The sequence below is a fragment of the Methylobacterium sp. WL120 genome (genome assembly GCF_008039465.1).
Lineage (GTDB): Bacteria > Pseudomonadota > Alphaproteobacteria > Rhizobiales > Beijerinckiaceae > Methylobacterium > Methylobacterium cerastii.
Genome location: NZ_VRUT01000059.1, coordinates 17,488 through 27,643 on the forward strand (window position 1 = coordinate 17,488; position 10,156 = coordinate 27,643).

Below are 10,156 nucleotides of genomic sequence, written 5' to 3' on the forward strand. Positions count from 1 at the left end.
CGTCGTGCCGCCTCATCGCCCCGGCGGCCGGCGCCTACGCCGGGCGTGCCGGTCCGCGACGCGGAACAGCATCAGGCCGAGCCCCATCAGGAGCAGGCTCGCCAGCGCCTGGACCGGGCGCGAGGCGACGAGGTGGACCAGCATGAATAGCGTCACCCCGAGGAAGACCAGCGGCGTGACCGGATAGCCCCAGGCGCGAACCGGCCGCGGCAGGTCGGGCCGCGTCACGCGCAGCCGGATCACGCCGAGGACGGCGAGGAACGAGGACAGGATAAGGCCGAACTGGATGAATTCCAACACCGCCTCGAAGCTCCGCGTGAGGAGCAGGAGGCTGGCGATTGCGGCCTGGAGCAGGGTCGCGGCCACCGGCACGCCGGTTCGGGAACGCCGCGCGAAGAACGCCAGCAGCGGCACGTCCTCGCCCATCGCCACGGTGACGCTCGGGCCGATCCACATCATCGCGCTGATCGTCGGAATCAGGCCGAGGCAGATCAGCAGGCCGACGAGCCGGCCGCCCGCCTCGCCGAACACGTGGCGCCCGCTGATCAGGGCGACCTCGATCTGCCCGGCGAGCTCCGCCGTCGGCGTCGTGTAGAGGAACACCGCGTTCAGGGCGACGTAGAGCACGAGGACGACGCCCGTGCCGACGAACAGCGCACGCGGCAGGCTGCGCGGCGGGTCGGCGAGGTCTCCGACGATGTAGGTCGCCGCGTTCCAGCCGGTGTAGGCGTACATCACGAAAACGAGGCTCACCGCGAAGCTGGCGCTGAAGATCTGCCCCGGGTCGGAGGCGCTCGGCAGGAAGCCGATCGAACCGCCCCCGCCGCCGGCAAAGCCCGCGACGATGAAGAGCACGATCAGCGCGAGCTTCACGAGCGTGAAGCCGACCTGGATCGCGTTGCCGTGGTGCCCTCCCCCGAGGCGCAGCGCCGTGGTCGCGGCGATCGCCGCGAGGCCGAGGGGCAGCGGCGGCGCCCCCGGCAGGATCGCCTGCGCGTATTGCCCGAACGCCATCGCCGCCAGCGCCACCGGCGCGCTGAACCCGACCGTCGCCGAGAGCCAGCCGGCCATGAACCCGAAGGCCGGCCCGTAGGCGCGCGTCAGAAAGTTGTACTCGCCGCTCGAGCGCGGAAACATCGCGGCGAGCTCGGCGTAGCTGAACGCCCCGCACAAAGCCACGACGCCGCCGACGAACCACAGCAGCAGCAGCGTGAACCCGGACGTGATGTCCACGACCTGGAAGCCGAGGCTGGTGAAGACGCCGACCCCGACCATGTCGGCGATCACGATCGCCGTCGCCGCCCGGGTCGTGACCGCCGGCGCCGGCTTCGCGGTGGGCGGATCGCCAGCGTCGGACATGGGCGCGATCATCGCCTCGGCGTCGCCCGCGATCAAGCGACATCATCCCGGCGATCCGGTGTTCCCGTCGGCGATGCCGGAGTCCCCTGGCTTAGGCGAGGATCGCGACGCCGGCGAAAGGCGGCGACCACGCAGCCGTCGCTGCGCGCCTCGCGGCCCCCGGCTTTGCTGGCCTGCCCCATACCGCGGTGGCGACAAATGCCGAAGGCCGAGGGCGCGACGCTCGGCCCTTCCGCCCTGTTCGACGGGCGCGACCGCATCTCCGTATCGCCTCTATCGGTGATCGCCCTCGCCGGCCTCGGCGCGGACGTGGCGCTCAGCCGGCGTCGAACGTCTCGATGTCGAGGGAGAGGCGGGCGCGCAGGACCACTTTCCGGTTCTCGTCGCGGACCACGGCGAGGTAGTCCTGGCGCTCGGGCACGGCCGTGAAGCCGAGGGCGATCTTCGACATGATCCGCACCAGCTTCTCGCGCGCGGCGTCGGCGTCGGGCAGGTCGAAGCCCTCGGTGTCGCGCACGAAATGCGCGCCGTCATGCAGGTCGATGGTGTAGCGCGGCATTGCGTGCGGTGTCCGTGGGATTTTATCCCACAACGATATGGGATTTGCGCGTCCATGGGAACGACCGTTCGGTCGCAGGCGACCGCGATCGGGGCGTCCGGTGCCGGACGTCCGCAACGAGAACCGAAGGCTCGGTTAGGAAGAAAGATCGTATCAGCGCGATGGACCGGTGAACAGGCGCGAGGACTGATCTCGCCATCACGAAGCGGCGGGTTCGTCACGTCTGGACTGAAACCGCGATCCGGCCCGGCCGTATCCATCGCGGCGTCCCGGTGGCATCGAAGGGGCCCGGGCGGTTGCGCCGCGGCGCCCGCCCCGCGATGGTGGTGCGGCTCGACCGATGCGGACCTCGCCCATGGACACCCTCTCGCTCGTCCTCGACGCCTTCGCGCCGATCGCCGGGCGCCGCCTCCTCGACGTCGGCTGCAGTCCCGGCGCGATGGCGGCCGCGCTCGCCGGCCACGGCGCATGGATGACCGGGATCGATCCTGGAGCGGCGGCGATCGCGGCCGCCCGGGACCGCGCACCGAATTGCACCTTCGAGGCCGGCTCGGCCGAGAGCCTGCCCTTCGCCGACGGATCGTTCGACGGCGCGGTGATCCTCAACGCCCTGCATCACGTCCCCGACCCGCGCGCCGCGCTCGGCGAGGCGGCCCGGGTCGTCGTGCCGGGGGGCCGGATCGTCGTGGTCGAGCCGTTGGCAGAGGGCAGCTTCTTCGTGGCGCTCAGGCCGGTCGAGGACGAGACCGCGATCCGCGCGGCGGCGCAGGCCGCCATCGCCGACGCGATCGCGGCCGGGCGGTTCCGCTGCCTTTCCGACACGACGTTCGTGCGCCCCGAGACTTTTGCCGACCGCGACGCCTTCCTCGAACGCGTCGCCGCGGTCGACCCGGCGCGGCGGATCGCGATCCGCGACAACGCGGAAGCGATCGCCACCGCCTTCGCGGCTGCGATCGAGCGCGATGCGGACGGGCGTTACGGGCTATCGCAGCCGCTGCGGGCGCACGTCCTCGTCGCAGTGCGCGAGCCGGCTTGAGGTTTGCAGTTTGCGCCCGGGCCCTACGCCCGCGCCTTGGCCAGCCGATCGAAGGCCAGCAGCTCGGACAGGAGCGCCGGCATGTCCCGCAGCGCCACCATGTTCGGGCCGTCGGACGGGGCGCGGTCGGGATCGGGATGGGTCTCGATGAAGACGCCGGCGACGCCGACCGCGACGGCGGCCCTGGCCAGCACGGCGACGAAGCGGCGCTCGCCGCCCGAGCTTCCCCCCTGCCCGCCCGGCTGCTGCACCGAGTGGGTGGCGTCGAACACCACCGGCGCGCCGCCGGTGACCGCGGCCATGATCGGCAGGCTGCGCATGTCGGAGACCAGGGTGTTGTAGCCGAACGAGGCGCCGCGCTCGGTGACCATCACGTTCGGGTTGCCGGCTTGGGTCACCTTGGCGGCCACGTGCTGCATGTCCCAGGGGGCGAGGAACTGGCCCTTCTTGACGTTGACCACGCGGCCGGTGGCGGCGGCGGCAAGCAGCAGGTCGGTCTGGCGGCACAGGAAGGCCGGGATCTGGAGCACATCGACCACCTCGGCGGCCGGCCCGCACTGCCCGGCATCGTGCACGTCGGTGAGCACGGGCAGGCCGTAGCGGTCCTTGATCTCGGCGAAGATCGGCAGCGCGCCGGAGAGGCCGATGCCGCGGGCGGCCCCGCCCGAGGTGCGGTTGGCCTTGTCGAAGGACGCCTTGAACACGAGGCCGAGCCCGTGGGCCTCGGCCATCTCCTTCAGCGCGGCGGCGATCTCGAGGGCGTGGTCGCGGCTCTCGAGCTGGCACGGGCCGGCGATCAGCGCGAGCGGCAGGTGGTTGCCGAAGGCGACCGCGCCGGCGCGGACGGTCTTGGGCTCGTGGGTCTCGGTCGAATCGGGCATGGGCGGAGGCTTAGCCCGCCCTCGCCCCGTGCGAAAGTCCGGCCCTGCGGCGCAAGGCCGGCGGCCGGTTCGGTACCAGGACGCAGACCGTGAGGTCGCCGGCGAGCGCGTCGTCGCGCGGCCCGGTCTCGCAGCGGAGCGCCGCCTTGCCCGCGATGCCCTGGCGCGGCGCGTCGGCGAGCAGCGAATCCTGGTGGACCTGCCGCGCCAGCACCTCGGCGGCCTCGGCGGCCGCGCCCGTGAGCGCGCGCGCAGCCCGGCCGATCAATTCATAGTAGCCTCGGGTCGGCTCGCGGTCGCGGGAGGCGAACACCATCCGCGCCGGCGCCCGGCAATCGAGGCTCATCCGCTCGGCGTCGGTGGCGCGGAACACCGCGAGCGAGCCGGCGCGCCCGGCGAGCGAGGCCCCGGTGGCCCGGATCATCGTGGCGGCGAGCCGGTCGCAGGCATCGACCCGGGGTGCGGCGGCGGCCGGGATCGTCGTGGCGAGCACGAGGAAGGCGGCCGCGCGCAGGAGGCCGCTCATTGCTGCGGCGCCGCCCGCACCGCCCGTTCCGATTCGATCGCGGCGAGCAGGATGCAGAGCGCGATCCCCTCGGCCGCCTCGCGGACCTCGGACAGGCTCGGGTAGGAGGGCGCGAGGCGCAGCGCCGCGTCGCGCGGGTCGCGGCCGTTGGGGAAGGTCGCGCCGGCCGGCGTCAGGCCGATGCCGGCGCCCTTGGCGAGCGCGACGATGCGCTCGGCGGTGCCGACGCCGGCGTCGACGCTGACGAAGTAGCCGCCCTCGGGCCGGCTCCAGATCACGTCGGTCCCGGTGAGGTGGCGTTCGAGCGCCTCGGTGACGGCCGAGAACTTCGGGGCGAGGAGCTCGCGCTGGCGCTCCATGTGGGCGGTGAGCCCGGCCGGGTCGCGCAGGAAGCGGACGTGCCGAAGCTGGTTCAGCTTGTCCGGCCCGATGGTGCGCTTGCCGGCCCGCGCCAGGTACCAGCGCACGTTCTCGGGAGAGCCGGCGAAGAACGCCAGCCCCGCGCCGGCCAGCGTGATCTTCGAGGTCGAGGCGAAGACGAAGGCGCGGTCGGGGTTGCCTGCCTGCTTGCAGACATCGAGGATGTCGGGAATCGCGTGGTGCTCGGGCGTGAGGTGGTGGACGGCGTAGGCGTTGTCCCAGAACAGGCGGAAGTCCGGGGCGCCGGCCTTCATCGCCGCGAGCCGCCGGACGATCTCTTCCGAATAGATCTCACCGGACGGGTTCGAATATTTCGGGACGCACCACATCCCCTTGACCGCCGGGTCCGCGACCAGGGCCTCGACCACCTCCATGTCCGGCCCCTCGGGGGTCATCGGCACCGGCAGCATGCGGATGCCGAACTCCTCGCACAGGGCGAAGTGGCGGTCGTAGCCCGGCACCGGGCAGAGGAAGGCCGGCGCCGCCTCCTTCGACCACGGGCGCTCGGAGCCGGGCACGCCCTTCAGCATCGCCCAGACGATGCAGTCGTGCATCACGGCGAGACTTGCGTTCTCGGCCACCACCACCTGCTCCGGCGGCGCTCCGAGGAGAGCCGGGCCGAACAGCGCGCGGGCCTCGGCCAGGCCCTGGAGGCCGCCGTAGTTGCGCGCATCCTCGCCCGACGCCGTGGTGTGGTCGCCGTTGCCGGGCAGCGCCAGCATCCCCGAGGCGAGGTCGAGTTGCTCGGGCGCGGGCTTGCCCCGGGTCATGTCGAGTTTCAGCCCGCGGGCGCGGAACGCCTCGTAGGCGCCTTGCGCCTGCGCATAGCGCGCGGCGAGGTCGGCGGGGGACAGGTCTGCGAGTGCGGTCATCGGAACACGGGCCGGGTTGTTCGGGCGTCGGGGCGTGTCATAGGCCGATCCGTGTTCCAGCGCACGCGAAAGCCGCGGCCGGGACCGGCTGGCCCTTCCCGGATCACGGATCGGTGATCTAAGCTCGCCGCGAGGGGGCGGTCGATTCGAGAGCGCCATGATCGACGACGTCTTCACCTACGGCGGGCAAGGCCTGGGTTTCGTGGCGATCGGCCTTTGGGCCTGGCTCGCCATGACCGCGCCCGCGCTCCAGGCCTGGATCCTGGCGCGCTACGAGGACGAGCTCGGGCTCGGCGCCTCGCCGTCCGCTTCCGCCCCCGCACGCTCGGCCCGCATGGGGCTCGTCGCCGGCGGGGTGACGATGGTCGCGCTCCTGTGCCAGTCGATCGGGTTCGCGATCCCGGATTGACCTTGCCCGGATTGAATTTGCCGCGATCGACCCTGCGCCGCCCCGCTCAGCGCCGCCCGAACAGCCGCTCGATGTCGTGGCGGCCGAGCGCGACGTAGGTCGGGCGGCCGTGGTTGCACTGGCCGGAATTCGGCGTCGCCTCCATGGCGCGTAAGAGCGCGTTCATCTCCTCCGGGCGCAGGCGGCGGCCGGCGCGGATCGAGCCGTGGCAGCTCATCCGCGAGAGCACCGCATCGAGGCGGCGCCCGAGGGGGCCGTCCTCCAGGGCGCCGGCGCCGCCCTCCTCCACCCCGCTGGCGTCGAGCGCGTCGAGGATGTCGGCGACGAGGTCGCGCACCGAGGCGCCGGCGAGCGCCGCCGGCACGGCGCGCACCAGCACCGCACCGGGGCCGAAGCCTTCCAGCGTCAGGCCGAGCCGTTCGAGTTCGGGGGCCGCCGCGGCCAGCCGCTCGGCGGCCTCGGGCGCCATCTCGATCACGTCGGGGATCAGCAGGCCCTGCCGCAGGATGCCGCCCGACGCGCGCTCGCGCTTCATCCGCTCGTAGACCAGGCGCTCGTGCGCCGCGTGCTGGTCGACGATCACCACGCCGTCGCGGGTCTGGGCGACGATGTAGGTCTCGTGCAACTGCGCCCGCGCAGCGCCCAGCGGATGGTCGAGGGCATCCTCGGCCGGGTCGAGGCTGCGCAGATCGGCGGCCGGCGGCGCCAGGTCGGCCGTCGGTTCCGCCAAGCCGGCCATCGGGTCCGACAAGTCGCCGGCCGGGTCGAACGCCGCCTGCGCCGCCTCGCCGAACCCGTAAGCCTGGTTCGGTGCGGGCCGGTGGAAGCCGGACGGCGCCGCGAGCGACGGGGTGCCGGGCCGGAACGCGCCGGTTCGGGCGGCCTGGAACAGGCTCGGGTTCGCCGCCCCGCCATGTTGCGTCAGGGCATGCTGCGTCAGGGCATGCTGCGTGAGCGGAAGCCCGCCGGAGGGGCGCAGGGCGTCGAGGGTGCGGGCGGCGACGCCGGTTGAGGCCCGCACCCCGCCCCGGCGCAAGGCCTCGTGGATCGCGCTGACGACGAGCGCCCGCACCAGCCCCGGATCGCGGAACCGCACCTCGGTCTTGGCCGGGTGGACGTTGACGTCGACGAGGCCGGGCTCGCAGGCGATCGCCAGCCCGAGCACCGGATGCCGGTCGGAGCGCAGGGTGTCGGCGTAGGCGCCGCGCACGGCGCCGAGCAGCAGCCGGTCGCGGACGGGACGGCCGTTCACCGTGAAATGGATGTGGTTGGCCGCCCCGCGATGGAAGGTCGGCAGCCCGACATGGCCGGTGAGCGAGAAGCCCTCGCGCGCCATCGCCACCGGCAGGGCGTTCTCGGAAAAGTCCGACCCCAGCACCTGCGCCAGCCGGGCGAGGTTGGCTGCCGGGTCGTCCGGCCCGGCGCCGGCGAGCGCCGGCAGCACCAGCGGCGTGCCGCCCTCGCTCGTCAGCGTGAAGCGGATCGCAGGCTGCGCCACGGCGAGCCGGCGCAGGATGTCGGAGACCGCCGCGCTCTCGGCGCGGTCCGACTTCAGGAACTTCAGCCGCGCCGGCGTCGCCGAGAACAGGTCGGTCACCTCGATCCGGGTTCCGCGCGCGGCCGGCGCCGGGCGCACCGCGCCGCGCAGGCCCGCCTCGACGACGAGCGCCGCGCCGGATTCGGCCTCCGCCGTGCGCGTGGTGATCGACAGCCGCGAGACCGCGCCGATCGAGGGCAGCGCCTCGCCGCGGAAGCCCAGCGTGTCGATCCGCGTGAGGTCGCCGCCCGGCAGCTTCGAGGTGGCGTGGCGCTCGACGGCCAGGACGAGGTCGTCCGGCGACATGCCGGCGCCGTCGTCGACCACCCGGATCAGCCGCCGGCCGCCGGCCTCGATCGTCACCGCGACCGAGCGGGCGCCGGCGTCGATCGCGTTCTCCACGAGCTCCTTGACGGCGGAAGCCGGCCGCTCGACCACCTCGCCCGCGGCGATGCGGTCGACGAGGACCGGGTGGAGACGGCGGACGGGCGCGGGGGCGGACATGATCGCCCGCTTATAGACCCGCCGCACGCGCCGATCCATCGGCGTCGCGGGTCCGCCCCCATCCGCCGTTGACGCCGCATTAACTACGCCCGGCTAGGCTTCGTTAACCATGCGGAAGCGGTGCGGCGATCCTCGCGCGCCCAGCCAGGGGAGTCGGGATCCGGTGCTGGGGGTGGAAGGCGACGGGCATGCGCGACGGGAGGCAGGCCGTGCCTGCGGCCTCGCGCTGCTGCTCGCCGGCCTCCCGGCGGCGCTCGCGACCCTGCCCGCCGCGGCGCAGGCGCAAGGCGCGCGCTTCGAATCCCTCAGTCCCGTCGGCGGCCAGCCCGACAACCCCGGCATCGGCCAGGAGCCCGGCCAGGACGGATTGCCGACCTTGCGCCGCCGCCCCATGGACGGTCCGCCCCGCCTCGGCAACGGCACGTCCGGCGAGACGTCCGGCGGCGAATCCTCCGGCGGCCTCACCTCGGGCGGCGCCAGCCTGTCCGGGCCGACCGGCGCCGAGGCCGGCGCCTCGACCTTCGACACGCGCGTCCGCTCCTCCGGCAGCCGCACCGGCGGCGCCACCTCGGGCGCCAACAACCGCGCGCCGATCAGCCTGCTGCGCCAGCGCGCGGCACCGCCCCGGCGCCAGGGGACGGCGACGCGGCGCTTGACCCAGGACGTCACCCAGATCCCGCCGCCGGCCCTGCGGCTGTCGCCGGTGATCCAGAACCCGGTCGTCGGCGTGCCCCTGCCGCCGGAGGCGCCGCGGCCGCAAGGGGCGGGGCTGCCGCTGATCAATCCGCTGAGCGGCGTCCTCACGCCGGGCGCGCTGCTGGCCAACAGCCTGCGGCGGCCGCTCGCCACCGACGACGCCTACGCGCCGCTCGGGCTGAAGCTCGGCAGCTTCACGGTGCTGCCTTCCTTCACCCAGAGCCTCGGCTACGACAGCAACCCGGACCAGACGACGCCCTCCCTCGCCAAGGGCTCGGTGGCGCTGAGGAGCGAGGGCGAGCTGAACTTCCGCTCCGACTGGTCGCGGAGCGAACTCGCGGGCGAGCTGCGCGCCGGTTACCTCGAGACCCCGCAGAACGAGGTGGCGAGCCGCCCGAACGCGGCCGGCACCGTGCGCCTGCGGATCGACGCCAACCGCGACCTGCGGATCGACGCCGAGACCCGCTTCCTCGTCGACACCCAGCGCACCGGCAGCCCCAACCTCCAGGCCGTGACGGCGACCAACCGGCCGATCGTGGCGACCTATGGCGGCTCGCTCGGCGCGACGGAGACCTTCAACCGGCTGTCCGTGTCCCTGCGCGGCTCGGTCGACCGCTCCGAGTTCGAGGATGCGCGGCTGTCCGACGGCACCGTGATCAGCCAGGCCGACCGCAACCAGAACCAGTACAGCATGCGCCTGCGCACGGCCTACGAGGTGTCGCCGGAGATCAGCCCCTTCGTCGAGCTGCTCGCCGACACCCGGGTCTACGACCTGCGCCGCGACGCCAGCGGCCTGCGCCGCGACTCGGACGGCATCGCCGCCTCGGTCGGCGCGACCCTGAACTTCACCCGCTCGATCAGCGGCGAGATCTCGGGCGGCCTGCAGCACCGCACCTACGTCGACCCGGCCTTGCGCGGCCTCGACGCGCCCATCCTGGCCGCCGCCCTGATCTGGGCGGCGAGCCCCCTCACCACCGTGCGCCTCAACGCGCAGGCCGGCGTCACCGAGACGACGGTCCCCGGCTCCAGCGGCATCCGCACCCAGACGGCGACGCTGGAGGTGCAGCACGACCTCCTGCGCAACCTCTCGATCATCGTCGGCGGCGCCTATCTGCACAACGACTACCAGGGGGTCTCGATCCGCGAGACCGGCTTCTCGGCGACCGCTAGGCTCGATTACCGCTTCAACCGCTGGCTGACGCTACGCGGCACCTACCTCTACCAGGAGATCAACAGCTCGGTGGCGACGGCGAGCTTCTCCGACAACACCTTCCTGCTCGGGCTGCGGGTGAGCCCGTAGCCCCACACGCGGCCGATACCGGACCTCGGTGAGCTCGACTCGTCGCGGTCCGGCCGC

At 73.3% G+C, this 10,156-nt stretch carries 9 protein-coding genes; 3 read left to right on the forward strand and 6 right to left on the reverse strand.

Going from position 1 to position 10,156, the window contains the following annotated elements; all coding sequences use genetic code 11:
• Window positions 1-12: 12 nt before the first annotated feature.
• Window positions 13-1,359, reverse strand: coding sequence for an amino acid permease (locus FV229_RS12910; protein WP_147752378.1), 1,347 nt, complete (start codon window positions 1,357-1,359; stop codon window positions 13-15).
• A gap of 316 nt (window positions 1,360-1,675) precedes the next feature.
• On the reverse strand, window positions 1,676-1,918 hold the full coding sequence (locus FV229_RS12915; protein WP_147752371.1) for a hypothetical protein: 243 nt from the start codon (window positions 1,916-1,918) through the stop codon (window positions 1,676-1,678).
• 355 nt (window positions 1,919-2,273) lie between these two features.
• On the opposite strand from FV229_RS12915, the gene FV229_RS12920 reads away from it, so the two are divergent.
• Window positions 2,274-2,954 (forward strand): methyltransferase domain-containing protein, encoded by a 681-nt coding sequence (locus tag FV229_RS12920; RefSeq protein ID WP_147752372.1) that lies wholly within the window; start codon window positions 2,274-2,276, stop codon window positions 2,952-2,954.
• Window positions 2,955-2,977: 23 nt separating this feature from the next.
• Here FV229_RS12920 and kdsA read toward each other — a convergent pair whose 3' ends face one another.
• Genes kdsA through FV229_RS12935 form a run of 3 tightly spaced genes read right to left on the reverse strand, consistent with a single transcriptional unit; the run spans window position 2,978 to window position 5,653 of the window.
• Window positions 2,978-3,835, reverse strand: a complete 858-nt coding sequence (gene kdsA / locus FV229_RS12925) for a 3-deoxy-8-phosphooctulonate synthase (RefSeq protein ID WP_147752373.1) — start codon at window positions 3,833-3,835, stop codon at window positions 2,978-2,980.
• A 10-nt stretch (window positions 3,836-3,845) separates the two neighbouring features.
• A complete protein-coding gene (locus FV229_RS12930) occupies window positions 3,846-4,361 on the reverse strand; it encodes a hypothetical protein (protein WP_187275136.1) in 516 nt (171 codons plus the stop codon).
• Window positions 4,358-5,653, reverse strand: coding sequence for an aminotransferase (locus tag FV229_RS12935; RefSeq protein WP_147752374.1), 1,296 nt, complete (start codon window positions 5,651-5,653; stop codon window positions 4,358-4,360). The genes FV229_RS12930 and FV229_RS12935 overlap by 4 nt, the downstream gene beginning before the upstream one ends.
• Window positions 5,654-5,810: 157 nt before the next feature.
• Here FV229_RS12935 and FV229_RS12940 point away from each other — a divergent pair, with 157 nt between their 5' ends.
• Window positions 5,811-6,062 (forward strand): hypothetical protein, encoded by a 252-nt coding sequence (locus FV229_RS12940; protein ID WP_147752375.1) that lies wholly within the window; start codon window positions 5,811-5,813, stop codon window positions 6,060-6,062.
• 46 nt (window positions 6,063-6,108) lie between these two features.
• On the opposite strand, the gene mutL is transcribed toward FV229_RS12940, so the two are convergent.
• Window positions 6,109-8,103 (reverse strand): DNA mismatch repair endonuclease MutL, encoded by a 1,995-nt coding sequence (gene mutL, locus FV229_RS12945; protein ID WP_147752380.1) that lies wholly within the window; start codon window positions 8,101-8,103, stop codon window positions 6,109-6,111.
• Between the two features lie 163 nt (window positions 8,104-8,266).
• On the opposite strand from mutL, the gene FV229_RS12950 reads away from it, so the two are divergent.
• Window positions 8,267-10,099, forward strand: a complete 1,833-nt coding sequence (locus FV229_RS12950; protein ID WP_246688176.1) for an outer membrane beta-barrel protein — start codon at window positions 8,267-8,269, stop codon at window positions 10,097-10,099.
• Window positions 10,100-10,156 lie beyond the last annotated feature (57 nt).